25 protein-coding genes are annotated in these 25,203 nt (G+C 60.8%); 15 read left to right on the top strand and 10 right to left on the bottom strand.

The features are described from left to right. Positions 1-57 precede the first annotated feature (57 nt). Complete coding sequence (locus tag AC1DKH_RS16215) at positions 58-753, bottom strand: DNA-3-methyladenine glycosylase (RefSeq protein WP_477798649.1); 696 nt, start codon at positions 751-753, stop codon at positions 58-60. A 189-nt stretch (positions 754-942) separates the two neighbouring features. Here AC1DKH_RS16215 and AC1DKH_RS16210 point away from each other — a divergent pair, with 189 nt between their 5' ends. The 13 genes from AC1DKH_RS16210 (at position 943) to AC1DKH_RS16150 (ending at position 13,521) form a co-directional block, all read left to right on the top strand. Beyond that, on the top strand, positions 943-2,214 hold the full coding sequence (locus AC1DKH_RS16210; protein ID WP_477754626.1) for a glutamate-5-semialdehyde dehydrogenase: 1,272 nt from the start codon (positions 943-945) through the stop codon (positions 2,212-2,214). A 1-nt stretch (position 2,215) separates the two neighbouring features. After that, positions 2,216-2,905, top strand: a complete 690-nt coding sequence (gene nadD, locus AC1DKH_RS16205; RefSeq protein WP_477798648.1) for a nicotinate-nucleotide adenylyltransferase — start codon at positions 2,216-2,218, stop codon at positions 2,903-2,905. Positions 2,906-2,978: 73 nt separating this feature from the next. Further along, the gene (rsfS, locus tag AC1DKH_RS16200) at positions 2,979-3,473 is read left to right on the top strand and encodes a ribosome silencing factor (RefSeq protein ID WP_008022922.1); all 495 of its coding nucleotides are present in this window, start codon (positions 2,979-2,981) and stop codon (positions 3,471-3,473) included. A gap of 9 nt (positions 3,474-3,482) precedes the next feature. After that, positions 3,483-3,950, top strand: coding sequence for a 23S rRNA (pseudouridine(1915)-N(3))-methyltransferase RlmH (gene rlmH / locus AC1DKH_RS16195; RefSeq protein WP_003185785.1), 468 nt, complete (start codon positions 3,483-3,485; stop codon positions 3,948-3,950). 10 nt (positions 3,951-3,960) lie between these two features. Next, entirely contained in the window at positions 3,961-5,856 is a 1,896-nt protein-coding gene (gene mrdA, locus AC1DKH_RS16190) for a penicillin-binding protein 2 (protein ID WP_477798647.1), read from the top strand. Positions 5,857-5,887: 31 nt separating this feature from the next. Next, positions 5,888-6,991 carry a rod shape-determining protein RodA gene (gene rodA, locus AC1DKH_RS16185; RefSeq protein WP_477759730.1) on the top strand — a complete coding sequence of 368 codons (1,104 nt, stop codon included), beginning with the start codon at positions 5,888-5,890 and terminating at the stop codon, positions 6,989-6,991. Between the two features lie 17 nt (positions 6,992-7,008). Then, complete coding sequence (gene mltB, locus AC1DKH_RS16180; RefSeq protein WP_477798646.1) at positions 7,009-8,019, top strand: lytic murein transglycosylase B; 1,011 nt, start codon at positions 7,009-7,011, stop codon at positions 8,017-8,019. Then, positions 8,019-9,026, top strand: a complete 1,008-nt coding sequence (locus AC1DKH_RS16175) for a septal ring lytic transglycosylase RlpA family protein (protein ID WP_477798645.1) — start codon at positions 8,019-8,021, stop codon at positions 9,024-9,026. The genes mltB and AC1DKH_RS16175 overlap by 1 nt, the downstream gene beginning before the upstream one ends. A 183-nt stretch (positions 9,027-9,209) precedes the next feature. Beyond that, positions 9,210-10,367, top strand: coding sequence for a D-alanyl-D-alanine carboxypeptidase family protein (locus AC1DKH_RS16170; protein WP_477753833.1), 1,158 nt, complete (start codon positions 9,210-9,212; stop codon positions 10,365-10,367). An 87-nt stretch (positions 10,368-10,454) separates the two neighbouring features. Continuing rightward, positions 10,455-10,730, top strand: a complete 276-nt coding sequence (locus AC1DKH_RS16165; RefSeq protein WP_007990615.1) for a DUF493 domain-containing protein — start codon at positions 10,455-10,457, stop codon at positions 10,728-10,730. Next, positions 10,730-11,377 carry a lipoyl(octanoyl) transferase LipB gene (gene lipB / locus AC1DKH_RS16160; RefSeq protein ID WP_477753832.1) on the top strand — a complete coding sequence of 216 codons (648 nt, stop codon included), beginning with the start codon at positions 10,730-10,732 and terminating at the stop codon, positions 11,375-11,377. Before AC1DKH_RS16165 ends, lipB begins: the two co-directional genes overlap by 1 nt. A 25-nt stretch (positions 11,378-11,402) precedes the next feature. Further along, positions 11,403-12,401, top strand: coding sequence for a lipoyl synthase (lipA, locus tag AC1DKH_RS16155; protein ID WP_162276382.1), 999 nt, complete (start codon positions 11,403-11,405; stop codon positions 12,399-12,401). A gap of 172 nt (positions 12,402-12,573) precedes the next feature. Beyond that, the gene (locus tag AC1DKH_RS16150) at positions 12,574-13,521 is read left to right on the top strand and encodes a S66 peptidase family protein (protein WP_477798644.1); all 948 of its coding nucleotides are present in this window, start codon (positions 12,574-12,576) and stop codon (positions 13,519-13,521) included. A 95-nt stretch (positions 13,522-13,616) separates the two neighbouring features. Here AC1DKH_RS16150 and AC1DKH_RS16145 read toward each other — a convergent pair whose 3' ends face one another. The 5 genes from AC1DKH_RS16145 to leuS form a co-directional block, all read right to left on the bottom strand. After that, the gene (locus tag AC1DKH_RS16145; protein ID WP_477753830.1) at positions 13,617-14,939 is read right to left on the bottom strand and encodes a lytic murein transglycosylase; all 1,323 of its coding nucleotides are present in this window, start codon (positions 14,937-14,939) and stop codon (positions 13,617-13,619) included. A 62-nt stretch (positions 14,940-15,001) separates the two neighbouring features. Next, positions 15,002-15,166 carry an alternative ribosome rescue factor ArfA gene (arfA, locus tag AC1DKH_RS16140; protein WP_025108699.1) on the bottom strand — a complete coding sequence of 55 codons (165 nt, stop codon included), beginning with the start codon at positions 15,164-15,166 and terminating at the stop codon, positions 15,002-15,004. Positions 15,167-15,349: 183 nt separating this feature from the next. Beyond that, the gene (holA, locus tag AC1DKH_RS16135) at positions 15,350-16,387 is read right to left on the bottom strand and encodes a DNA polymerase III subunit delta (RefSeq protein WP_477798643.1); all 1,038 of its coding nucleotides are present in this window, start codon (positions 16,385-16,387) and stop codon (positions 15,350-15,352) included. Between the two features lie 39 nt (positions 16,388-16,426). Continuing rightward, a complete protein-coding gene (locus AC1DKH_RS16130) occupies positions 16,427-17,032 on the bottom strand; it encodes an LPS-assembly lipoprotein LptE (protein WP_477753828.1) in 606 nt (201 codons plus the stop codon). Between the two features lie 87 nt (positions 17,033-17,119). Then, entirely contained in the window at positions 17,120-19,726 is a 2,607-nt protein-coding gene (leuS, locus tag AC1DKH_RS16125) for a leucine--tRNA ligase (protein ID WP_477753827.1), read from the bottom strand. 281 nt (positions 19,727-20,007) lie between these two features. Here leuS and AC1DKH_RS16120 point away from each other — a divergent pair, with 281 nt between their 5' ends. Continuing rightward, on the top strand, positions 20,008-20,328 hold the full coding sequence (locus AC1DKH_RS16120) for a hypothetical protein (protein WP_108216349.1): 321 nt from the start codon (positions 20,008-20,010) through the stop codon (positions 20,326-20,328). A gap of 104 nt (positions 20,329-20,432) precedes the next feature. Beyond that, on the top strand, positions 20,433-21,194 hold the full coding sequence (locus AC1DKH_RS16115; RefSeq protein ID WP_477764488.1) for a YdcF family protein: 762 nt from the start codon (positions 20,433-20,435) through the stop codon (positions 21,192-21,194). Positions 21,195-21,276: 82 nt separating this feature from the next. Here AC1DKH_RS16115 and lnt read toward each other — a convergent pair whose 3' ends face one another. From lnt to AC1DKH_RS16095, 4 genes are read right to left on the bottom strand one after another with little or no spacing between them, the layout of a single operon-like run. Continuing rightward, positions 21,277-22,800, bottom strand: a complete 1,524-nt coding sequence (lnt, locus tag AC1DKH_RS16110) for an apolipoprotein N-acyltransferase (RefSeq protein WP_477753825.1) — start codon at positions 22,798-22,800, stop codon at positions 21,277-21,279. Positions 22,801-22,808: 8 nt separating this feature from the next. Further along, on the bottom strand, positions 22,809-23,648 hold the full coding sequence (locus AC1DKH_RS16105; RefSeq protein WP_027924283.1) for an HlyC/CorC family transporter: 840 nt from the start codon (positions 23,646-23,648) through the stop codon (positions 22,809-22,811). 5 nt (positions 23,649-23,653) lie between these two features. Continuing rightward, positions 23,654-24,148 (bottom strand): rRNA maturation RNase YbeY, encoded by a 495-nt coding sequence (gene ybeY / locus AC1DKH_RS16100; protein WP_477798642.1) that lies wholly within the window; start codon positions 24,146-24,148, stop codon positions 23,654-23,656. After that, positions 24,141-25,148, bottom strand: coding sequence for a PhoH family protein (locus tag AC1DKH_RS16095; RefSeq protein ID WP_008022966.1), 1,008 nt, complete (start codon positions 25,146-25,148; stop codon positions 24,141-24,143). The genes ybeY and AC1DKH_RS16095 overlap by 8 nt, the downstream gene beginning before the upstream one ends. Positions 25,149-25,203 lie beyond the last annotated feature (55 nt).

The following is a 25,203-nucleotide window of genomic DNA, read 5'->3' as shown; positions in this document are numbered from 1 at the left end:
CTTTCAAAGATCAAGATCAATAGATCGCCGCCTGCGGCAGCTCCTACAGGATTGTGTTCATAGCAGGATGTAATCGCGCCCTTCGGTCTGCCCCCGTCGCAGCGGATTTCGCGTGCAGTACGGCGCATAAGCCGCATCGACAAAGCGGTACATCAGGTGCTCATCGCGCCCGTGGGGGATGCCCAGGCGTGTAGTCTGGATGATGTGGGCGGGCGTCTGGCCGACGTGCTCCACCAGCAGCACTTCATGGTCAAAGCGTTTGGCGTCCCACACCGGCACTTTCAGGCCCAGCGCCTTGCAGAGCAGGGTTTGCCCGGCGCAGAGTTGTTGTGACGGGCGAGGGTGGCCCTGGGCGTCGGGATTGTTCAATAGCATCTGTGCCAGGCTGGCCGGCCCGCTCAATTCATCGACCCACGGGTAGGCGGACTTGATCAGCACGGCGTTACCGAGCCCTTGGGCGCTGAAATTAAGGGAATCGCCGCCCCGGGCGTAATACATATAGATGTGGCCGCCATCCAGAAACAATGCCTTACGCTTTTCTGTGTAGCCGAGGGACGCGTGGCTGCCTTTTTCCGCGCAGTAATAGGCTTCGGTCTCGATGATTCGGGCGCTGAGCCACAGGTCGCCGACCCGATGGCGTATGACTTTGCCCAGTAAATCCCGAGCCAGAATTTGCGCGTCGCGGTCGAAAAACGCGTCCGGCAGGCCCGTGGGCAGGCTCGCAGCGGATGCTCGAACAGTCAGGTTGGACATGATGAACGACGTTTATCAGGGCTGATTGAGTCGTGATGATAACAATTTGCAGCTTAATCCCGGCTGAACGTCAACAAATTGCCCTCCATTTCGACCATCCGCCCGTCACCGCTGTTAGTCCCGGGACGCGACAGCTATAATCTGCCGCTTTACTCTTTACCAAGACCTTATCAAAGACCACGCCAGACCATGACTGAGTCCGTTCTTGACTACATGACCCGCCTGGGTTGCGCTGCCCGCGAAGCTTCCCGCGTGATCGGCCGCGCCAGCACCGCGCAGAAAAACCGCGCCCTGCAGGCTGCCGCCAATGCGCTGGACGCTGCCCGCGCCGAGCTGACGGCGGCCAATGAGCTGGATTTGGCCGCCGGCCGCGCCAATGGTCTTGAGCCGGCTCTGCTGGAACGTCTGGCGCTGACCCCGGAGCGCATCGACGGCATGATCGTCGGCCTGCGTCAGGTTGCGGCGCTGCCGGACCCGGTCGGCGCGATCCGTGACATGAGCTACCGCCCGTCCGGTATTCAGGTCGGCAAGATGCGCGTGCCACTGGGCGTGATCGGAATCATCTACGAGTCGCGGCCAAACGTGACCATCGATGCCGCCAGCCTATGCCTGAAGTCCGGTAACGCGACCATCCTGCGTGGCGGTTCCGAGGCCATTCATTCCAATCGAGCCATCGCCGCCTGCATTCAGCGCGGCCTGGCCGAGGCCGGCCTGCCGGCCGCCGTGGTGCAAGTGGTCGAAACCACGGATCGCGCTGCCGTCGGCGCGCTGATCACCATGCCTGAATACGTCGATGTCATCGTGCCGCGCGGCGGCCGTGGCCTGATCGAACGCGTCAGCCGTGACGCCCGCGTCCCGGTGATCAAGCACCTGGACGGCATTTGCCACGTTTACGTGAGTGAACACGCCGATCTGGCCAAGGCACAGCGCATCGCGTTCAACGCCAAGACGTACCGTTATGGCATCTGTGGTGCCATGGAAACGCTGCTGGTGGATCACACCGTTGCCAAGGATTTCCTGCCGGCGATGGCGGCACAGTTCCGCGAAAAAGGCGTCGAACTGCGCGGTTGCGAGCGTACCCGGGCAATCATCGATGCCGTGGTCGCTACCGAAGAAGACTGGAGCACCGAGTACCTGGCGGCGATTCTGTCGATCCGCGTAGTCGACGGACTGGGCCAGGCCATCGAGCACATCAATCATTACGGTTCCCATCACACCGATTCGATTGTCAGCGAACACCAGGGCGACACCCGGCGTTTCGTGGCTGAAGTCGACTCCTCGTCGGTGATGATCAATACCCCGACATGCTTCGCCGATGGCTTCGAATACGGATTGGGTGCCGAGATCGGCATTTCTACTGATAAGCTGCACGCCCGCGGCCCGGTGGGCCTCGAAGGGTTGACCTGCGAGAAGTACATCGTGGTCGGCGACGGGCAGTTGCGCGGACAGGAGCCGGCCTGACTTGGGCGACTTAGACCCGCCAGCCCCGGCCACCGTCAGCGAGCCAGTCCCTTGCCGCATTGGCGTGCTGGGCGGAACGTTCGACCCGGTGCACATCGGCCATTTGCGCAGTGCGCTGGAAGTCGCCGAAACACTGGCGCTCGATGAACTGCGGCTGACACCGAGTGCCAGGCCACCCCATCGGAATACGCCGCAGGTGTCAGCCAAAGACCGGCTGGCGATGGTCGAGTGCGCGGTGGCCGGTGTGGTGCCGTTGGTGGTGGACGCCCGCGAATTGCAGCGGGACAAACCGTCCTACACCATTGATACCCTGGAGCTGATGCGCGCCGAACTGGCCGCAGAAGACCAGGTTTTTCTGCTTTTGGGCTGGGACGCTTTTTGCGGCCTGCCCACTTGGCACCGCTGGGAAGAGTTGCTCCAGCATTGCCATATCCTGGTGTTGCAACGCCCGGATGCCGACAGCGAACCGCCGGATGCCTTGCGCAACCTGCTGGCCGCGCGCTCGGTGAGCGACCCGCTGGCCCTCAAGGGGCCGAGCGGACAGATTGCATTCGTCTGGCAGACACCGCTCGCGGTATCCGCCACCCAGATCCGTCAACTGCTGGCCAGCGGTAAGTCGGTACGTTTCCTGGTGCCCGACGCGGTCCTGGCCTACATCGATGCGCACGGACTCTACCGTGCGTCGAACTGAATAGGAGTGCCTCAAGGCACGTAGCAACAACGTGTATTGAAGCGCCCGAACATACGAGCAAAACGAGTTTTATATGACGAACAACGACGTAAACAAAGTTAAGCGCAAAGGCACGTTCAAGAGTGCCCCGCTGCCGGAAAAGGTACTCGCTGCCGAGCCGCCTAAAGGCGACGAACTGGTCAAGATCGCCGTAGCCGCCCTGGAAGACGTCAAGGCCCAGGACGTGCTGGTCATCGATGTTCGCGACAAGCAGAGCATCACTGACTACATGATCATCGCCACCGGTACGTCCAACCGCCAGATCGGCGCGATGCTGGACAAGGTCCGAGAGGCCGTCAAAGCCCTGGGCATCAAGCCGCTGGGTGAAGAAGGCAAGGGCGACAGCGACTGGGTTCTGCTGGACATGGACGACGTGATCGTCCACATGATGACTTCCAATGCACGCCAGTTCTACGACCTGGAGCGCCTGTGGAAGGGGGCCGAGCAGAGCCGTGCAGCCGATGGCAAACACCACAGCCCTGAAGTTGGTCACGAGCACTTCAACAAGCTCAACAAAGACCAGGAATAAGGGACTGCTGTGCGACTGCGACTGATCGCCGTCGGTTCACGCATGCCCAAATGGGTGGAAGAAGGCTGGCATGAATATGCCAAGCGTCTTCCGTCCGAGCTGGCGCTGGAACTGGTGGAAATACCGCTCAATACCCGTGGCAAGAACGCCGACGTGGCCCGCTTCATCCGTCAGGAAGGCGAAGCCATGCTGGCCAAGGTCGGGCCGAACGAGCGGATTGTCACTCTCGAAGTCCACGGCAAGCCCTGGAGCACCGAGCAACTGGCGGTCGAGCTTGATCGCTGGCGGCTGGACTCGCGTACGGTCAACTTCATGGTCGGCGGCCCCGAAGGGCTGGCGCCGGAAGTCTGTGCCCGGGCTGACCAGCGCTGGTCGTTGTCGCCGCTGACCTTGCCGCACCCGCTGGTGCGGATCCTGATCGGCGAACAGTTGTACCGTGCCTGGACCGTGCTGTCCGGTCACCCTTACCACAAGTAGCTCTGCCCTCATGTCCCAGCCGATCCGCATCAAGGACCACGAAAAAGACGCCCGTCTGGTGCGTGGCCGCGTCGTGTTCGGGGCCATTGCAGTGGTGACGCTGATTGGCGTGCTGATCGCGCGCCTGTATTTCCTGCAGGTGATCCAGTACGAGTACCACTCGACCCTGTCGGAAAACAACCGCGTCCATGTGCAGCCGATTCCGCCGCCCCGTGGCTTGATTTTCGACCGCAATGGCGTGGTGATTGCCGATAACCGGCCGAGTTTCAGCCTGAGCATGACCCGCGAGCGTTCTGGCGACTGGCAGCAGGTGCTCGACGTGATCGTCGAAGTGCTGGAACTGACGCCCGAGGACCGGGTGATCTTCGAAAAGCGCATGCGTCAGGGCCGCCGGCCGTTCGAGCCGGTGCCGATCCTGTTTGAACTGACCGAAGAGCAGATTGCGCGCATCGCCGTGAACCAGTTCCGCCTGCCGGGTGTGGAAGTGGTCGCGCAATTGGTTCGTCACTACCCGCAGGGCGCGCACTTTGCGCACTCGGTGGGCTACATGGGGCGGATCAACGAGAAAGAGCTGAAGACCCTGGATCCGGTGAGTTACAGCGGCACCCATCAAATTGGCAAAACCGGCATCGAGCGTTTCTACGAGCCTGAATTGCACGGCCAGGTGGGTTACGAGGAAGTCGAGACCAACGCCCGGGGCCGCGTATTGCGCGTGCTCAAGCGTACCGATCCGATTCCCGGCAAGGACATCGTCCTGAGCCTGGACATCAAATTGCAGGAAGCCGCCGAAGCTGCGCTCGGTGGTCGTCGTGGTGCGGTGGTAGCGCTGGACCCGAAAACCGGTGAAGTGCTGGCGATGGTCAGCCAGCCGAGTTTCGACCCGAACCTGTTCGTCACCGGCATCAGCTCCAGGGCCTATTCCGAGCTGCGCGATTCCATCGACCGGCCGTTGTTCAACCGCGTGCTGCGTGGCTTGTACCCGCCGGGCTCGACCATCAAGCCGGCGGTGGCGATTGCCGGCCTGGATTCCGGCGTGGTGACCGCTTCGACCCGAGTGTTCGACCCCGGTTACTACATGCTGCCCAACTACGACCACAAATACCGTAACTGGAACCGTACCGGCGACGGTTTTGTCGACCTCGATACGGCGATCATGCGCTCCAACGACACCTACTTCTATGACCTGGCCCACAAGCTGGGGATCGATCGGTTGTCGTCGTACCTGTCCAAGTTCGGCATCGGTCAGAAGGTTTCCCTGGACATGTTCGAAGAGTCGCCGGGTCTGATGCCGACCCGCGAATGGAAGCGCGCGACCCGCCGCCAGGCATGGTTCCCGGGTGAAACGCTGATTCTGGGGATCGGTCAGGGCTACATGCAATCGACTCCGTTGCAACTGGCTCAGGCCACCGCACTGGTGGCCAATAAAGGCATCTGGAATCGTCCGCACCTGGCCAGGACCATCGAAGGCGAGAAGCCGGTGGACCCTAACCCGATGCCGGACATTATCCTGCGCGACCCATCGGACTGGACCAAGGTCAACCACGGCATGCAGCAGGTTATGCATGGTGCCCGGGGTACGGCGCGCAAAGCCTCGATCGGCGCGCAATACCGAATCGCCGGCAAGTCGGGTACGGCCCAGGTGGTCGCGATCAAGCAGGGTGAAAAGTACGACCGCTCCAAGGTCCAGGAGCGTCACCGTGACCACGCCTTGTTCGTCGGCTTCGCGCCGGCCGACGACCCGAAAATCGTGGTGTCGGTGATGGTCGAGAACGGCGAGTCCGGCTCCGGCGTCGCCGCGCCAGTGGTGCGTCAAGTCATGGATGCCTGGCTCCTGGACCAAGACGGTCGGTTGAAGCCCGAATACGCCAGCCCTATCAGTGCAGAGGCTACCGCCCGTGATGAATAACTTCGATCGCATGCTCTCCAGCGAGGATGTGATGCGTCGCCGTGCGACGCTGCTGCAACGCCTGCACATCGACGGCCCATTGTTGATCCTGCTGCTGACTCTCGCCGCCGGCAGCCTGTTCGTGCTGTATTCGGCCAGTGGCAAAAGCTGGGATCTGCTGGGCAAGCAAGCCACTTCGTTCGGCATCGGCCTGGTGTCGATGGTCATCATCGCCCAGTTCGAGCCGCGCTTCATGGCGCGCTGGGTGCCGCTGGGCTACGTGGTCGGGGTAATGCTGTTGCTGGTGGTGGACATCATGGGCCACAACGCCATGGGCGCCACCCGCTGGATCAACATTCCCGGGGTGATCCGTTTCCAGCCCTCGGAATTCATGAAAATCCTGATGCCGGCGACGATCGCCTGGTACTTGTCCAAACGCACCTTGCCGCCCCAGCTCAAGCATGTGGGCGTCAGCCTGATGCTGATCGGCGTGCCGTTCATTCTGATCGTGCGTCAACCGGACCTCGGCACTTCGCTGCTGATCCTGGCCGGCGGCGCTTTCGTGTTGTTCATGGGTGGCTTGCGCTGGCGCTGGATCCTCAGCGTACTGGCCGCCGCCGTGCCCGTGGCGGTTGCCATGTGGTTCTTCATCATGCACGACTATCAGAAGCAGCGAATTCTGACGTTCCTCGACCCGGAGAGCGACCCGCTCGGTACGGGCTGGAACATCATCCAGTCCAAGGCCGCCATCGGTTCCGGCGGTGTGTTCGGCAAGGGCTGGTTGCTGGGGACCCAGTCGCACCTGGACTTCCTGCCGGAAAGCCACACCGACTTCATCATTGCAGTAATGGGTGAAGAATTCGGCCTGGTGGGGATCTGCGCGCTGTTGCTGATCTACCTGCTGCTGATCGGCCGCGGACTGGTGATTACCGCCCAGGCGCAGACATTGTTCGGCAAGTTGCTCGCGGGCAGCCTGACCATGACGTTTTTTGTTTATGTTTTCGTCAACATCGGTATGGTCAGTGGCCTGTTGCCGGTGGTGGGGGTGCCGTTGCCGTTCATTAGCTACGGAGGAACTTCGCTGGTGACGCTGCTGTCAGCGTTTGGGGTTTTGATGTCGATCCATACCCATCGCAAGTGGATCGCGCAGGTTTGAATAAGGTGAAACTTTCAATGCAAGTAATGCGTGGCTGGGCGACTCGGTATGCGCCATGGGTCGGCCTGGTAAGCATCCTTGGCACCGTGCAGGAAGCGTTGGCCGGCGACTACGAAGGATCACCCCAGGTGGCCGAATTCGTCGGTGAAATGACCCGCGACTATGGTTTCGCCGGTGAACAATTGATGGGTGTGTTCCGCGAAGCCGAGCGCAAGCAGTCGATTCTGGACGCCATCTCGAAACCCGCCGAACGGGTCAAACAGTGGAGCGAATATCGCCCGATGTTCATCACCGATGCGCGCATAGCCCGGGGTGTGGATTTCTGGCGTCAGCACGAAGCAGTGTTGGCCCGTGCCGAGCAGGAATACGGCGTGCCGGCCCAGGTGATAGTCTCGATCATCGGCGTTGAAACCTTTTTCGGCCGTAATACCGGAAATTTCCGGGTGATCGATGCCTTGTCGACCCTGGGTTTCGACTATCCTCCCCGTGCCGAGTTTTTCCGCAAGGAATTGCGTGAGTTCCTGCTGCTGGCCCGCGAAGAGCAGGTCGATCCATTGACGCTCAAAGGCTCCTACGCCGGCGCAATGGGATTGCCGCAATTCATGCCGAGCAGTTTCCGCGCCTATGCGGTGGATTTCGACGGTGATGGCCATATCAACATCTGGACCAACCCGGACGATGCCATTGGCAGTGTCGCCAGTTACTTCAAGCGTCATGGCTGGGTCGCCGGCGAAACGGTAGTCAGCCGCGCCGATGTCCGTGGCGATCAGGCCGACGAGGGTTTGACCACAGGAATCGAACCGACAAAAACCGTCGGGGAGTTGCGAGCCCTGGGGTGGTCAAGTCATGATGCGCTGCGCGATGATATGCCGGTTACCGCTTTCCGCCTGGAAGGCGACAATGGCCCCGAGTACTGGATGGGCCTGAAGAATTTTTACGCGATCACGCGTTATAACCGCAGCGTGATGTACGCCATGGCCGTACATCAACTGTCTGAACAGCTGGTCCAAGCACGGGGCGTCAAGTAATGCGGGCATTGCCTATCGATAAACCCCTGAAGCTGATGGCATTCGCCGCGTTGACCGTGTTGGTCGCCAGTTGTTCGACCAGCCGCGCGCCGGCCCAGAAGTCCACCACCGCCGTGCGCTCCACGCCGGGGCTGGACATCAACCGCGCCCACAAGGATGGCGCGCCATGGTGGGATGTCGATGTTTCGCGCATCCCGGACGCCACGCCGACCCTGCACACCGGCCCGTACAAGGCTAACCCGTACACTGTGCTGGGCAAGACTTACTTTCCGCTGCAAGAGTCCAAGACCTACGTGCAGTCGGGTACGGCGTCCTGGTACGGCACCAAGTTCCACGGTCAGAACACCGCCAACGGCGAAGTGTATGACCTGTACGGCATGAGTGCCGCGCACAAGACATTGCCACTGCCGAGTTACGTTCGGGTGACCAACCTGGACAACAACAAGAGCGTGATTCTGCGGGTCAACGATCGCGGGCCATTCTATTCGGACCGGATCATCGACTTGTCCTACGCGGCGGCCAAAAAGCTCGGTTATGCCGAAACCGGCACCGCGCGGGTAAAGGTCGAAGGCATCGACCCGCAAACGTGGTGGGCAGCCAAAGGCCGTCCGGCGCCTTTGATGCTCAACGAACCGCAAGTCGCGCAGAATAGCGCCCCGGTGATCACGGCTTCGGCCGGCACCGTCGAGCAATGGACACCGCCGCCGCAGCAACACGCCGCCGCAGCGGTGCCTGTGCAGCTCGATGCTAAAAAAAACGCTTCTGTACCAGCCTCTGGCCAGTATCTGCAGGTGGGCGCGTTCGCCAACCCGGACGCTGCAGAACTCCTGAGATCGAAGCTCAGCGGGATGGTGAGCGCTCCGGTGTTCATCAGCTCGATCGTGCGCAATCAGCAGACCCTGCACAGGGTTCGCCTGGGGCCGATCGGTTCGCCGGGTGAGATTGCCCAGGTACAGAACAGCGTGCGCCTGGCCAACCTTGGTTCGCCAAGTGTGGTCACCGAGTAATACGTAGGACTTGATTGACGATTCACCAGCGATTGGGGGGTGAATCAGGTTGTTGGCTCGTCGAAGAACAAAAGCCCGGCAAGGGTGACTGGAGTGAGCAACTGAACACGCGATGACTCGTTAGAAAGTCATCTGATTTAATTTTGCCTTCGGGCAGTTTCCATTAGCGATTTCGAGAGACGGATGAACATCACCACCTTTGCCAAACGCCTGTGTCTGCTAGTCCCGCTGCTCCTCTCGCCAGCCGCCTTCGCGGCCGAGATGATGCCGTCGCCACCACAACTGGCTGCCAAAGCCTACGTTCTGATGGATGCCAGCAGCGGCAACGTGCTGGTCGAGAACAACGGTGACCAGCGTCTGCCGCCGGCCAGCCTGACCAAGCTGATGACTGCGTACATCGCGACCCTGGAAATCCGTCGTGGCCAGATCGGCGAAAACGATCCGGTGACCGTCAGCGAAAACGCCTGGCGTACCGGTGGTTCGAGGATGTTCATCAAGGTCGGCTCGCAGGTCACCGTCAGCGACCTGCTGCACGGCATCATCATCCAGTCGGGCAACGACGCCAGCGTCGCGCTCTCCGAGCACATCGCCGGCAGCGAAGACGCCTTCGCCGACCTGATGAACAAGACTGTTGCCGACCTGGGCATGACCAACACCCACTTCATGAACCCGACCGGCCTGCCGAACCCTGAGCACTACTCGTCGGCTCACGACATGGCTGTGCTGGCCCGCGCGATCATCCACGAAGACCCGGCTCACTACGCGATCTACTCGCAGAAAGAGTTCTTCTGGAATGGCATCAAGCAACCGAACCGTAACCTGCTGCTGTGGCGCGACAAGACCGTCGACGGCCTCAAAACCGGCCACACCGACGAAGCCGGCTACTGCATGGTGTCTTCGGCCGTACGTGATGGCATGCGTCTGATCGCCGTGGTGTTCGGCACCAACAGCGAAGTGGCCCGTGCCGCCGAAACCCAGAAGCTGCTGACCTACGGTTTCCGCTTCTTCGAAACCCAGACCTTCTATCAGAAGGGCGCCGAACTGGCCCAGGCACCTGTCTGGAAAGGCTCCACCAATCAAGTCAAGGCCGGCCTGGCTGAAGACCTGACCATGACCCTGCCGAAAGGCCAGCTGAAAAAGCTCGCCGCCAGCATGACAATGAACCCGCAGCTGGTCGCGCCAATCGCCAAGGGCGACGTGATCGGTAAAGTCGAAGTGAAGCTGGACGACAAGGTGGTGCACAGCGCTGATCTGATCGCTCTGGACGCTGTCGAGGAAGGTGGTATCTTCCGCCGCATGTGGGATAGCATCCGTCTATTCTTCTACGGCTTGTTCAACTGAATTTAGTGTGCACCTGCATGGCTCCGCGCTGAACTGGCGCGCAGCCATGCCCGTCGCCACGGCTTACGCTTACGAGGCCGTTACGCCATGACCGATACCGAAGTAAAGGCGCCAAAGATCGAATTCCCGGTCACTGACTATCCCGTTAAGGTAATCAGCGATACCGGTGTGGGCAACAAGGACAAGATCATCAAGATCGTCGAGAAACACGCCAAGATCAACGATGAGCGTGTTGACGAGCGCCAGAGCAGCAACGGCAAATACACCACCATCCAGTTGCACATCGTCGCGACCGACCAGGACCAGCTGTACAACATCAACAGCGAACTGCGGGCCACCGGTTTCGTGCACATGGTGCTGTGATGTCCGGTGTGCTGGGCTTTCGCGAGCTCGGCCAGATGGCTTACGAGCCGGTCTGGCATGCCATGCAACGCTTCACCAACGAACGCGGCAGCGATGCCGCCGACGAGATCTGGCTGGTAGAGCATCCACCGGTGTTCACCCAGGGCCAGGCGGGCAAGGCCGAGCATTTGCTGCTCCCCGGTGATATTCCGGTGGTGCAGGTCGATCGTGGTGGTCAGGTGACTTACCACGGGCCTGGCCAGTTGGTGGCTTATCTGCTGCTGGACGTGCGCAAGCTCGGGTTTGGTGTGCGCGATCTGGTCACCCGGATGGAGCAGTGCCTGATCGAGCTGCTGGCCAGTTACGGCGTCACCGCCGTGGCCAAACCCGATGCACCGGGTGTCTACGTCGACGGGGCGAAAATCGCCTCGCTGGGTCTGCGGATCCGCCATGGCTGCTCCTTTCATGGCCTGGCCCTGAACGTGGACATGAACCTGGAACCGTTTCGACGGATTAATCCCTGCGGCTATGCCGGGCTGGCGATGACCCAGCTTAGCGATCACGCAGGATCGATTGAATTTGCCGAGGTAAGTGCCCGGCTGCGCGCGCAGCTCGTCAAACACCTCGACTATGCTGAGCAGACGACCCTGACGGGCGGAATCGACTGATATGACTACTGATGCAGTGCAAACCATGATCCCGACGCTCGATGTCACCGAGCGCCCGGCCCCGCGTCCCAAGGTAGAAGCCGGCGTCAAGCTGCGCGGCGCCGAAAAGGTTGCACGCATCCCGGTGAAGATCATTCCGACTACGGAATTGCCGAAAAAACCGGACTGGATTCGTGTCCGCATCCCGGTTTCACCGGAAGTCGACCGCATCAAGGCCCTGCTGCGCAAACACAAGCTGCACAGCGTGTGCGAAGAGGCTTCCTGCCCTAACCTGGGCGAGTGCTTCTCCGGCGGCACCGCAACCTTCATGATCATGGGTGACATCTGCACCCGTCGTTGCCCGTTCTGCGACGTCGGCCACGGCCGTCCAAAGCCGCTGGACGTCAACGAGCCGGAAAGCCTGGCCATCGCCATCGCCGACCTGAAACTCAAGTACGTGGTAATCACCTCGGTGGACCGTGATGATCTGCGTGACGGCGGTGCCCAGCACTTTGCCGACTGCATCCGCGAAATCCGCAAGCTGTCGCCGAATGTGCAGCTCGAAACCCTGGTCCCGGATTACCGTGGCCGCATGGACATCGCGCTGGAAATCACTGCTGCCGAGCCGCCGGATGTGTTCAACCACAACCTGGAAACCGTGCCGCGCCTGTACAAGGCTGCGCGTCCGGGCTCGGACTACCAGTGGTCGCTGACCCTGCTGCAACGTTTCAAGCAGATGATGCCGCACATTCCGACCAAGTCCGGTTTGATGCTGGGCCTGGGCGAGACCGACGAAGAAGTCATCGAAGTCATGAAGCGCATGCGCGAACACGACATCGACATGCTGACCCTCGGCCAGTACCTGCAACCGTCCCGCAGCCACTTGCCGGTGCAGCGCTTCGTGCACCCGGACACCTTCGCCTGGTTCGCCGAGGAAGGCTACAAGATGGGCTTCAAGAACGTGGCGTCCGGTCCGTTGGTACGCTCTTCGTATCACGCTGACGAGCAGGCCAAGCTGGTCAAGGCCGAGCTGATGTCGTCCTGATTCTGCGCTGTGAAAAGTGCCCGCAAGGTTTAATCGGCCTTGCGGGCTTTTTTTGCCCGTCTGACAGTGATTTCGGCCCTTTCCTGCGAACGACGGGACGATTGATCCCCTTCTGTTTGTCGCCGTTCCTGACTAATGTGTGCTTGACGCTTCTACGCTGGGAGATCCATGGATGACCGCAAGACCTGACCCCACGCTCATGCCTCACACGCCCGTACCGGCGTTGCCGATGCAAGGGTTGATAGCCGTGATCGCGCCTGCCGGCCCAGCAGCGCTGGACACCGACAAGGCCATCGCCTGGATGCGCGCACGTGGTTACTCGCTGCGGATATTTCCCGGGGTGTTCGAGAAGGATGGCTATCTCGCCGGCAGCGACGATGTACGACTCAATGACTTGCACGCCGCGTTCACCGACCCGGAGGTCGATGCCATCATTTGCCTGCGCGGGGGATACGGCACGCCTCGGTTGCTTGATCGCATCGATTTCCAGTTGTTGCGCCACCACGCCAAGCCATTCATCGGTTACAGCGACATCACCGCGCTGCATTTGGCGATCAGCCGTTATGCGGGTTTTGTGACCTTCCATGGCCCGTTGCTCAACGCCGATCTGCTGGGTGAGCGACTGCCACCTACCGAATCCTCTTTTTTTAATATGCTCAGTGGGCAATGCAGGGCCGGTAGCGTGCTCAAGCATCCGATTGGCCGCCCATTGACGACGATCGTACCGGGTGTCGCTCATGGGCGCCTGCTCGGTGGCAACCTGTCGATGATCGCCGCGACGATGGGTACGCCCTACCAGATCGATGCCGAGGGCGTCATTCTGTTCATCGAAGATATCAACGAGCCACTGTATCGCATCGACCGGTTGCTGACCCATCTACGTCTTGCGGGGACCCTGCACAAGCTGCATGGGGTGCTGGTGGGGGACATCGCGGGAGTTGAGGTGGTCGCGCTGGAGCGTTTGCTCAAGCAGACCTTCGAACTATTGCCGATTCCGGTGCTGTCCGGCTGGCGCAGTGGGCATTGCAACCCGAACCTGACGTTGCCGATGGGGGCGTTGGTGCGGCTGGATGCGGGGAACAAGGAATTGGTTTTGGAACAGGATGTGGTAATCAGATAAGTCGCGAATATCTTGAAAAGATCGCAGCCTGCGGCAGCTCCTACGGGGTTTTGTGTACACCCGTAGGAGCTGCCGCAGGCTGCGATCTTTTGCTTTTAGCGGTTACGCAAGCCTTCCAGCAATTTGTGCGTCGGATACCCGTCCGCCGGCCAGCCAAACGACTGTTGGGCGCTGCGGATCGCCTTGCGCGTGTTGGCACCAATGATCCCGTCGGCGGTGCCGGCATCGTAGTTTTGTGTGCTCAGCAAGTTTTGCAGCTCGATCCGCTCGGTACGGCTCAGTGGCAGGTCATCCTTTGGCCACGTGCCGCTGATCAGTCCCGCGCCATTGAAGCGTTCGGACAACAGGCTCACCCCCAAGGCGTAGGACGACGAGTTGTTGTACTTGAGGATCGCCCGGAAGTTATCGAGCACCAGGAACGCCGGTCCACGGTAACCGGCCGGCAGCAGCAGGGCGGCGGACAGTTGCTCGGAGCCGGCCGGGACCTGGCCACCATTGGGCAGCGTAATCCCCAGTTGCCGCCATTCGGCGACGCTCTTGCGAGTCGTGCCGTCGGCCAGCACGTAGTTGAACCCGCCTGGCAACTGCACCTCGAAGCCCCACGGCTGGCCTCTCTGCCAGCCTGAGCTTTGCAGGTAATGCGCGGTCGAGGCCAGGGCATCGGCCGAACTGCCCCAGATATCGCGGCGCCCATCACCATCGAAGTCGACGGCATGGGTGTTGTAGGTGGTCGGAATGAACTGGGTCTGGCCCATGGCGCCGGCCCAGGATCCGAGCATCTTCTCGGGTTCGATATCGCCTTGTTGCAGGATTTGCAGGGCGGCAATCAATTGTGCGTGGGCGAAACCGGGACGACGGCCTTCGTAGGCCAGGGTCGCCAGCGAGTTGATCACCGACTTGCTGCCCTGGAACTGGCCAAAGTTGCTTTCCATGCCCCACACGGCCACCAACGCCTGACGATCAACGCCGTAACGCTGCTCGATGCTTTGCAGGATGTCGGCGTACTGGTTGACCAGCGACTGGCCTTTGCGTACCCGCAGCGGCGACAAGGCGCCGTCGAGGTATTCCCACACCGGTTTTGCGAATTCCGGTTGGCTGCGATCGGCACGAATCACACTGGGGTCGAAGCTGACATCGGCGAAAGCGCGATCAAACAGATCGGCGCGGATACCGGCGGCCAAGGCATCCTTGCGGAAACCCGCCTGCCACTCGGCGAAGGTCTGGGTGGGTTGGATGTCGAGGTTTTCACCGTTCGGAACCACAGGTGGAACAACCGCCGGGGCGGTGGCGACAGGGAGGGTCTGAAGCGGCTGGGCGTCGGCGGCGGTAGGTTTTTCCGCGCAGGCGACTAGCAAAACGAGGCTGGAGGCAGCAATCAATTGGCGCAAGTGCCAACGACGGGAAAGACAAAAGGGCATGCACGGGTCCAGGGAATACGGATCAGGTGCAAACCTTAACATGTTGAGCGGATGCTTGCCTTTCAGGCCGCCAGAAAGCAAGAAGCCTCCCAGCTGTCAGACTGGAAGGCTTCGCGGCGGTAACTGCCTTTGCCCTTGGTGGGGCGTTCCTGGCGGCTGCGGAACAATGGCTGGGCGATGATGGATTTGGCTTTGTTGGGGCCATGCTTCGATGGCTTTTTGCTCATGATGATTTCTCGCAAGTGAGTGGATTTTGCGGGGCAAATCATCGGCCGAAGTTGGGGGGCTGTCTATAGGGCAAATGGATTTGAGTTTTGTAGGAAAAAGATCAAGAGATCGCAGCCTTCGGCAGCTCCTACAGGTATACGCAATCTCATGTAGGAGCTGCCGAAGGCTGCGATCTCTTGATCTTATTCGGCAGGCAACGCCAGTTTTTGCCCGGCCATCAACAACGTCAACCGACTCAGGCTCATCCACGGCGAACCCGCAGCCTGGCCCTTGATCTGTGCGTCGATACGCTGTGCTTCGAGCAAAAGTTGCGCCCAGCGTTGCGCCGAGTAGCGTTGCAGGGCTTTGCTCATCAACGGTTTACGTTTGTCCCAGACCGGTGGTTTAGCCTGGCTGAAGGCCTTGTCCAGCGGCGTGCCCTGACTGTATTGCAGGGAAATATTGGCCAGCAGGCGCAACTCCCGGGCCAGGGCCCAGAGAATCACCGGCGGCTCGACGCCTTCGCCGCGCAATCCTTCGAGCATGCGCAACGCATGGACTGCTTCACCATTGAGCACCGCATCGGTCAGCCCAAAGACGTCGAAGCGCGCACTGTCGGCCACCGCCGCCTGTACGGTTTCAACGGTGATCTGACCTCCTTCGGCCATCAGTTTGAGCTTTTCGATCTCCTGGGCGGCGGCCAGCAAGTTGCCCTCGACCCGCGCGGCGATCAGCTCAACGGCGTCCTGGCTGGCGGAAAGCCCGGCCTGGGACAAACGTTGGCGGATCCAGCTTGGCAACTGGGCGACATCGACTGGCCAGATCTGCACGAACTGGGTCTGTTGTCCTTCGACCAGCGCTTTGCCCCACTTGGTTTTCTGCGCACTACCATCGAGTTTCGGCAGGCTGATCAGCAGTATGGTGTCGTCGGCCGGGCGCGAGCAGTACTCGATCAGCGCGGAGGCACCTTTGTCGCCGGGTTTGCCGGAAGGCAAGCGCAGTTCCAGCAGGCGCTTTTCGGCGAACAGCGACATGCTGGCACCGGCTTGCAGCAGCGTCCCCCAGTCGAAACTGGCGTCGGCGGCAAACACCTGGCGTTCATCGAATCCCTGCTGACGGGCGGCAGTGCGAACAGCGTCGGCCGCCTCCTGGCACAACAACGGGTCATCGCCGCTGATGATGTAGACCGGCGCAAGGGCGCCTTGCAGGTGTTTGGCGAGTTGGGCGGGGGCGAGCTTCATAAGAGAGGGCGAACGGGGCGCCTGAACGCCCCGTAAGTCTTACTGCCGCGGCAGTTCGACAGGCGACTGGCGCGGGGTATCCGCTTCAGCCTTCTTTGCCGCTTCCAGTGCCGCGGCATCAGCCTTGGCCTTGGCTTCGGCAGTCTGTTGCAGCTGATCCAGTTGACCTGGGCTCAGTTGTTGCAGGCGCAGCATCATGCGTTGAACCAGCTCGCGGCGAGCTTCTGTCCGGGCCGTTGCGGCTTCCTGGTCGGAACCCATCAGGTTGTTGCCGTCGTGCAGGTAGATTTTCTGCACTTCAAGCTTGTCGCTCATCAGTGGGAGGTCACCGCGACCACGGATGTCGTAGTTCAACACGGTGGTCACCTGGTACTCGCCAGCACGACCGGCACCTGCGTAGCTGAGGATGCGTTGGCTTTCCTGCTCATTGGTCAGCACCAGTTTGTAAGGTGCGCCGTTATAGACCTTGACGCCGTTGCCTTCCAGTACCTGACGCAACTGGGTCACGGTTGGACCGTAGGCGTTACGGGCGCTCAGGTCGAGTTCCTTGATCGCCAGTTCGTCGGTGCCGGTGCCGCGCAGCTGGAAACCGCAGGCGCTCAACAGAACCGCGAGGCCCATCACCAGTAGATTGCGTTTGATCATCTTGTTGCTCCCCTTGAAACCATGTGGGCCGATCAAGCGGCCCGAAAGGTTTTACTCGGCGCCAGGCTCGCCTGGCGCCTGATCCAATTAGCTGGCGACGATATTGACCAGTTTCCCGGGCACTACGATCACTTTACGGATGGTCAGACCGTCGACGAAGCGCAGGACGTTCTCGTTGGCGCGGGCGGCTGCTTCGACTTCTTCGCGGCTGGCACTGGCGGGCATTTCGATCTGGCCACGCAGCTTGCCGTTGACCTGGATGACGAGCGTCAGGCTGTCCTGCACCAGTGCGCTGTCGTCCTGCACCGGCCAACCGGCGTCGATCACAGGATCAGCGTGACCCAATTGATTCCATAGTTCGTGGCTGATGTGCGGCGTGATCGGAGCCAGCAGCAGAGTCACGGTTTCCAGACCTTCGTGAATCAGTGCGCGATCCTGCTCGGTGCCTTGCGCGGCTTTTTCCAGCACGTTCATCAGTGTCATCACCTGGGCGATGGCGGTGTTGAATTTGTGGTTCTGGCCGACGTCCTGGCTGGCCTGCTTGATGGCCAGGTGGATCGAGCGACGAACGGCTTTCTGCTCGTCATTCAGGCTGGCGACGTCCAGTTTGCCCGGCAGGCCCTGGGTGACGTGCGCTTGAGCCAGACGCCAGACACGCTTGAGGAAGCGGTGCGAACCTTCCACGCCGGAGTCAGACCATTCCGCGCTCATGTCAGGCGGCGAGGCGAACATCATGAACAGGCGGCAAGTGTCTGCACCGAACTGGTCGATCATCGACTGTGGGTCGACACCGTTGTTCTTCGACTTGGCCATCTTCTCGGTGCCGCCGATTTCCACCGGCAAGCCATCAGCTTTCAACTTGGCGCTGATCACCTTGGCCTTGCTGTCACGCTCAAGCTCGACGTCCGCCGGGTTGAACCAGGTGTAAGCGCCATTGGCTTCGCGACGATAGTAAGTCTCGGCGATCACCATGCCCTGGGTCAGCAGGTTCTTGAACGGCTCGTTGGAGCTCACCAGGCCTTCGTCACGCATCAATTTGTGGAAGAAGCGCGCGTAGAGCAGGTGCAGGATCGCGTGTTCGATACCGCCGATGTACTGATCCACCGGCAGCCAGTGGTCGGCTGCGGATTTCTCCACGAGGCCGCCTTCAAAGTGCGGCGAGGCGTAGCGGGCGTAGTACCACGACGACTCGACGAAGGTGTCCATGGTGTCGGTTTCACGCTTGGCAGGCTGGCCACATTTAGGGCAGCTGCACTCGTAGAACTCAGGCATGCGCGCCAGTGGCGAGCCGGCGCCGTCCGGCACCACGTCTTCCGGCAGTACGACCGGCAATTGATCTTCCGGTACCGGCACATCACCGCAGGTGTTGCAGTGGATGATCGGGATCGGGCAGCCCCAGTAGCGCTGACGGCTGATGCCCCAGTCGCGCAGGCGGAACTGGGTGCGCGAGGCGCCCAGTTCTTTCTTGATCAGCGCAACTTCGATGGCGTCGAAGGCACCCGCGAAGTCGAGGCCGTCGAACTCGCCGGAATTGATCAGCGTGCCGTACTCGCCATAGGCGTCTTGCCATGGCGTCGGGTTGCTATCACCGGAACTGGTGCGCACGACCGATTTAACCGGCAGGTTGTACTTGTGGGCGAACTCGAAATCGCGCTCGTCGTGGGCTGGAACCGCCATCACCGCGCCATCGCCGTAGTGCATCAGCACATAGTTGGCGACCCATACCGGCAGTTTTTCGCCGGTCAGCGGGTGCTCGACGAACAGGCCGGTCGGCAGGCCTTTTTTCTCCTGGGTGGCGACGTCGGCTTCAGCCACGCTGCCGCCCTTGCATTCAGCGATGAACGCTTGCAGCTCAGGATTGTTCTGTGCAGCGAGGGTGGCCAGGTGGTGCTCGGCGGCCACGGCGACGTAGGTCGCGCCCATCAGGGTGTCCGGACGGGTGGTGAAGACTTTCAGCACGCCCGCTTCGCCGATGGAATCGACGTTGTACGGGAACTGCACTTCCATGCCGCGGGATTTGCCGATCCAGTTGCGCTGCATGGTCTTGACCTGTTCAGGCCAGCCCGGCAGGTCGTCGAGGCTCTCCAGCAGCTCATCCGCGTAGGCGGTGATCTTGAAGTAGTACATCGGGATTTCGCGCTTTTCGATCAGCGCGCCGGAACGCCAGCCGCGACCGTCGATCACTTGCTCGTTGGCCAGGACGGTCTGGTCGATCGGGTCCCAGTTCACGGTGCCGCTTTTTTTGTAAATCACACCTTTTTCGAACAGGCGGGTGAACAGCCATTGTTCCCAGCGGTAGTAATCCGGCTTGCAGGTGGTCACCTCGCGCGACCAGTCCACCGCCAGGCCCAGGCTGCGCAGCTGGGTCTTCATGTAGGCGATGTTTTCGTAGGTCCACTTGGCGGGCGCGACGTTGTTCTTCATCGCGGCGTTTTCCGCCGGCATGCCGAAGGCGTCCCAACCCATGGGTTGCAGAACGTTCTTGCCTTGCATGCGCTGGTAGCGGGAGATCACGTCGCCGATGGTGTAGTTGCGCACGTGCCCCATGTGTAGCTTGCCGCTGGGGTAAGGGAACATCGACAGGCAGTAGAACGTCTCCTTGCCTGGCTGTTCACTGACTTCAAAGGACTTTTGCTCGTCCCAGAACGACTGGGCGGCGGCTTCGATTTCACGGGGCTGATATTGTTCGTGCATGGCTACTTTTGAACTGAATAGGGGTGGCCTAATCCTCTTCAATGCAACGCTGGACGGTGAACACGCCACATTGGCGTTTTCGAGGCCCAGCCGAGCTGGAAGTGGAGTTACAGGAAGCGCCGTAGCATACATGACCGCGCTCTACCGAGGGAAACCCTGATTGCTGCCACACGTCCTGCAAAAACCGCTGCGAGGGCCGTTGGTCGCGGCGTTCAGCCGGTTTGTTCATGGAAGCTAAGCTCTAACTGGGGAGTAGGTCTTATCTTCCAATGAGGTGAGGGATGGTTGAGTCTCAGCAAAAAGCTACAAAACCGGAGCTGTACGAAAGGCTGATCGATCGTTTGGCCTTGGCCCTGGATGCGGCAAGGACCGCTGGCCGGTTGCGCGACGAACACCCTCTGGAACTGGAACTGCGTGGTCTGAGCCCCGCAGAGTTTGCACTGGTCAAGGCGTATCTGGATCGCAGTGAGCGTGAGACACACGGATGCTTGTCAGAGGCGGTAAAGCAACTCGACGTACCACGTTCGGCCAAGATTATCTGGCTCAAGGACAAGGTTCCCGGCAGAGACGCGGTAAAGGTCCGGTCTTTCCAGTTCAAATAGGGCACAGAGCCGTACTCCATGGTTTTTTGAAGCATAGTCCTCCTGTATTGATTGTCGCATTGCGCGAACCCACTTAGGCTTCGGGCATCTCCGGGAGATGCTCGATGCCTTTTCGTTATTTCGTGAAACAACTTCTTTTGCCACCCGGCATTCTATTGCTGCTGCTTTTGCTCGCCTGGTGGTTGCGCCGCTCAAGGCCAAGGCTTGCCGGTGCGTGCTTTGCTCTGGGGCTGGGTGGTTTCTGGCTGATGAGCCTGCCGGTGGTGGTGCAGTGGAGTGCCGGCCTGCTCGAGCGGGAGCCACCGCTGGCCCGCGATGAATGGGCAATTCTGGGGCAGCGCGCGGACGCGATCGTGGTCCTCGGCTCGGGGCGCGAGCGTGGTGATGTGGCCTGGGGCGCCGACCAGCCCACGGGTATAGGCCTGGAACGCCAGCGCTTTGCCGCGCGGCTGGCCAAGGCTTCCGGCCTGCCGGTATTGACCAGCGGCGGCCTGCATTACGGCACGCCGCCCAGCGAAGCGCAGATGATGGCTGACTCCTTGCGCGACGATTTTGGCGTGAGCGTGCGTTGGCAGGAAGGGCGCAGCCGCACGACCTGGGAAAATGCACAGTTCAGCGCCGAGGTGCTGCTGCCACAGGGCATCAAGCGTGTGGTGCTCGTGACTCATGCCGCGCATATGCCACGAGCGGTCTGGAGTTTTCGCAAGGCCGGGTTTGAGGTGGTGCCGGCGCCGGTAGGGTTTCTGGGCGGCGACAACGCGCGGCCACTGGGTGGCTGGCTGCCGGAGTTCAAGGCGATCTGGCAGAACGGGCAATTGATGAACGAGGCGGTGGGGCAGATCGGTTATTCGTTGTTTTACCGGTAAAGATCAAAAGATCGCAGCCTGCGGCAGCTCCTACAGTTGGAATGCAATCCCCTGTAGGAGCTGCCGCAGGCTGCGATCTTTTCTAGACGGTCTTGGCCATCCGGCTCGCAATCAGCGCCCAACCGAACAACAACACGCAGACAATGAGCAATGGCCACGAACGCCATTGCAGGTACGGCGTGAGGTTGTGCATCGGTACCACTTCGCCATACAGGATGCCACGTTCGAACTGCGGGATCTGATCGGTAATCTGGCCGAACGGGTTGATCAGGCCGGACACACCGTTGTTGGTGGCGCGGATCATCCAGCGGCCGGCCTCCAGTGCGCGCATTTGCGCCATCTGCAGGTGTTGCAGGGGGCCGATAGAGGTACCGAACCAGGTGTCGTTGCTGATGGTCAGCAGCAGGTCGCTGCGGGCGGCAAGGCTGGCGGCGAACTCCGGATAAACCACTTCATAGCAAATGAACGGCGCGATCTGATAACCCTTGGCCTGCAGCAACGGCTGGTCAGCCGGGCCGCGAGCGAAGTCCGACATTGGCAGGTCGAAGAAAGCGATCAGTCCGCGCAGCATGTCCTGCAAGGGGACATATTCACCAAACGGCACCAGTTTTTGCTTCAGGTAAGTGCCGTCGCCTTCACCGGTAACGGTGATGCCATTGAAGAAACGCTTCTCGTGGCGTACTTCCATGCGCACCGGGACACCGGTAATGAACGCCGACTTACGTTCGGCCGCGAAGCTGCCCATCATGTTCAGGTAGCCCTCGGCGGACTCCTTGAGCACCGGAATCGCGGTTTCCGGCCAAATGAGAAGGTCGGCTCGCCTGGAGCTGAAACTCATGTCGCGGTACAACGCCAGTTGCGCGTTGAGCTGCGCCGGGTCCCACTTCATGCTTTGTTCGACGTTGCCCTGTATGGCGGCGACGCTCAGTGGCGGGCCCGACGGGCTGGTCCAGGCGTGGTGCTTGAGCGCCATACCGACCAGCCATGGGCCGACCAGCAGCAATATACCGGCAGCGATGAAGCCTTTACGCCCCGTGCGAACCAGGCGCAAGCCGTTGTAGATCAGCGCAGCTGTCAGGGCCAGGGTAAAGGAAATCAGCCACATCCCGCCGATGGGAGCAAGCCCGGCCAGCGGGCCATCGAGTTGGCTGTAACCGGAATACAGCCACGGGAAACCTGTCAGGAACCAACCACGGAAAGCTTCCTGGCCAACCCACAGTGCAGCGAAGGCCAGCGCGTCGGCCAGCGGTGCCTCATTGCGACGCAGCCAGCGCGCCCAAATCCAGGCGGGCAGGGCAAAGAACCAGGCAATCGCCGCTGTGAAGATCAGCATCAGGAAGCCGGCCAGCAGCATTGACGCGCCGCCGAAGTGGTGAATGCTGTAGTAGATCCAGCTGGTGCCGGCACCGAACAGGCCGAAACCGAAACACCAGCCGCGACCCAGCGCCTGGCGTGGGCTCAGTTCGCGCAAACCGGCATAGAACAGGCCGACGGCGAGCAGTGCCAGTGGCCAGATATCGAACGGCGCCAGGGCCAGGGTGGTGATTGCACCGGCCGCCACGGCCAGCAGGTTACCGGGCCAGCCGGGGCGGGTTGTCCAGCGCATTTCAATCCTTAGCGAGCAATGGGCGTCAGGCGAAGCAAGTGAATCCGACGGCTGTCGGCGTTCAGGATGCGGAAGCGGTACGGGCCGATTTCAGTGATTTCGTTACGTTTTGGCAAATGCCCGAACGCGCTCATCACCAGGCCGCCAACTGTGTCGAACTCATCGTCGGAGAACTCGCTGTCGAAAAATTCGTTGAAGTTCTCGATCGGTGTCAGGGCCTTGATCAGGAAATCACCGCTGGGCAGCGGCTTGATGTAGCTGTCTTCTTCGACGTCGTGTTCGTCTTCGATGTCGCCGACGATTTGCTCCAGCACGTCCTCGATGGTCACCAAACCGGCCACGCCGCCGTACTCGTCGATGACGATGGCCATGTGATTGTGGTTGGCGCGGAATTCGCGCAGCAGCACGTTAAGGCGCTTGGATTCCGGCACGAAGGTGGCCGGACGCAGCAGGTCCTTGATGTTGAAGCTGTCGCCGTTCTCCTTGAGGATCAACGGCAGCAAGTCCTTGGCCAGCAACACGCCCATCACGTCATCGTGGCTTTCGCCGATCACCGGGTAGCGGGAGTGGGCCGAGTCGACCACGGCGGGCAGGAACTCGCGGGGTGTCTGGGTCGCCTTGATGCTGACCATTTGCGAGCGCGGGACCATGATGTCCCGAACCTGCAAGTCAGCCACCTGGATCGCACCTTCGACGATGGCCAGCGCTTCGCTGTCCAGCAGTTTGTTCTGGTGTGCATCGCGCAGCAGCTCCAGCAGCTCCTGGCGGTTTTTCGGCTCGTGGGCAAAAGCCTGGGTGAGCTTACCCAGCCATGACTTCTGCCCGTTGCTCGATCGATCTTCGCTCATAGCGATTACTCTGAATCCTTTGTTGTTTCGGTAGGGGATGAATCGGTTTCGTCGTCCGCGTACGGATCGGGAAAGCCCAGTTCTGCAAGCAACGTTCGTTCCAGTGCTTCCATCTCTTCGGCTTCGTCGTCATCAATATGGTCGTAACCGAGCAGATGCAAGCAGCCGTGAATCACCAGGTGTGCCCAATGAGCCTTGAGCTCCTTGCCCTGTTCAGCGGCTTCGCGCTCGACCACGGCCACGCAGATCACCAGATCGCCCAGCAGCGGGATGTCGAGGAACTCATCCGACACATCGGCCGGGAATGACAAGACGTTAGTTGCGTAATCCTTTTGCCGCCAGGTGTGGTTCAGCTCGCGGCCTTCGGCTTCGTCGACCAGGCGAATGGTCATCTCCGAATCGGCGGTGCGCTGGCGCAAAGCCAGTTCGCACCACTGGCGGAATTCGGCTTCGCTGGGGGCGGGGGCTTGGGTGGCGATTTGCAGGTCAAGCTCAAGCATCGCGGCGGCTATCCTTGGCGGCTGCATCATCGGCCGCTTTGGTTTCGAAGCGCTCATAGGCTTCGACAATGCGCTGTACCAGCGGATGACGCACGACGTCCTTGGGCTGGAAGTGCGTGAAGCTGATGCCCGGCACGTCTTTCAACACTTCGATCACGTGGTGCAGCCCGGACTTGGTGCCGCGAGGCAGGTCGACCTGGGTGATGTCACCGGTGATGACGGCCGTGGAGCCGAAGCCGATCCGGGTCAGGAACATCTTCATTTGCTCGACCGTGGTGTTCTGGCTTTCGTCGAGGATGATGAAGCTGTTGTTCAGCGTACGGCCGCGCATGTAGGCCAGCGGCGCGACTTCGATCACCTGGCGCTCGATCAGCTTGGCGACGTATTCGAAGCCGAGCATTTCGTAGAGTGCGTCGTAGAGCGGACGCAGGTACGGGTCGATTTTTTGCGACAGGTCGCCGGGCAGGAAGCCGAGTTTTTCACCCGCTTCGACCGCCGGACGCACCAGCAGGATGCGGCGAATCTGCTCGCGCTCCAGTGCATCCACCGCGCAGGCCACAGCCAGGTAGGTCTTGCCGGTACCGGCCGGGCCGATGCCGAAGTTGATATCGTTACCGAGGATTTCCTTCACGTAGCGCAGCTGATTCAAGCCGCGGGGGCGAATCATGCCTTTCTTGGTGCGCAGGGCCACGGACGGTTCGGCGGGAGAGTGGTTGTCCAGCTGCTCGACGGCCGATTCCTGCAGGAACAGGTGCACCATGTCCGGCGACAGCTCGGTACCCTTGGTTTCCCGATACAGGCGGCGCAGGAGGTTTTCCGCGGAGGTGGTGTGTTTGGGTTCGCCGATCAGCTCGAACTGGTTTCCGCGATTGCGGATCTCGATGGTCAGGCGCTGTTCGATCAAGCGCAAATGCTCGTCGAATTGCCCGCAGAGATTGGCGAAGCGACGAGCTTCAAAAGGCTCGAGGATGAAACGATGTGGTTCTATGGGTGCGTTCAAGGTCGTATTTAGCCGCCCTGGGGCAATAGTGATGAATCAAGGATAGCGCCAGTGG

The organism is Pseudomonas sp. 05L36 (assembly GCF_056398125.1).
Note: the sequence above shows the minus strand (reverse complement) of the source record. Positions and strands in the feature narration are given on the sequence as shown.